Below are 977 nucleotides of genomic sequence, written 5' to 3' on the forward strand. Positions count from 1 at the left end.
TCCTTGCAAAGCGCCATGCGGAAACGCGGCATTCGAGAGTGCCGACCCCGGGCGTCGTCGAGGCCCGGCGCCGACACGATGTCAGCGAGAGATTTGGGACATCGCCGCCGCCATGACATATTCGGGCGGGACGATTCCGGTCCGTTCCCACCACCGCTCGGCGAGGCGCTTGCGAGAATTGTCCGTCCGCAGCCAGTTCTGGCGAACCTTGCCATAATCGCGGTGCTCCGGGTCATATCCTCGCAAGGTGATGAGGAAATGCGCATGGGGCGCGATTTCGGGCTTATCGTCGCTGTCTGCCTGATGGTGGATCGCCCAGTCGACCACCATACCGCGGGCGACCAGATAATCCTCGGCAAAGCCTTCGATCAGATTGCGCCAGAAGGCGAGATCCTCATGGCGCGGCAGGCTACCGACGCAATGTGCGATGGTCGGCTCGTCGGGCCGATACCGGGCTGCATTCTCGTCCGCTTGTGCCCACAGAGCGATACCCGACAGCTTGGGTCCGGCGGCGCGGGCGGGAGCACATCGGCCCGCCGCCGCAAGGTCGGAGCGCGACGCCCAGTTCGGCGTCGGACCCCATTCATCAACGCTGTTCTGGCGGTTGATGTAAGCGTAGCTCGCCTGCGCGGTTCGGTGGGTGCGCAAGAGTTCGGGCGTATAACGGCTTGACCGGTCCCGGATCACATAGCGGGTGTTGAACGGTCGGATGTTGTGGATGGTCGTCATTTGGTACGTCTTTCTATAAAGGAGAAAGGGACCGCATCGCTGCGGTCCCCTTGCTGAGTTTATGTGTGATGGAGGGATGGCGAGACGGCGCCGCAGCGGCTGCTGGACGTCGATTCACCGGATATTTAACGCTGGTCGCTAGACCGTGCCCTGACGGGCATGACAGCGGCCCATCGCATGCGAAGCATTGTGCATATGCACGCTCGCAGGCCTCGCTGCTCGCGCGACCCGAGCAGCGAGGCCATTTT

General features: G+C 62.8%; 1 protein-coding gene. It reads right to left on the minus strand.

Annotated features, from left to right (window positions below; translation table 11 throughout):
• Positions 1–81: 81 nt before the first annotated feature.
• Positions 82–729: a MobA/MobL family protein gene (locus G9408_RS16440; RefSeq protein WP_168455015.1), complete on the minus strand. Its 648-nt coding sequence runs from the start codon at positions 727–729 to the stop codon at positions 82–84.
• Positions 730–977: the final 248 nt, after the last annotated feature.

This window comes from Sphingopyxis microcysteis, assembly GCF_012274265.1.
Lineage (GTDB): Bacteria > Pseudomonadota > Alphaproteobacteria > Sphingomonadales > Sphingomonadaceae > Sphingopyxis > Sphingopyxis microcysteis.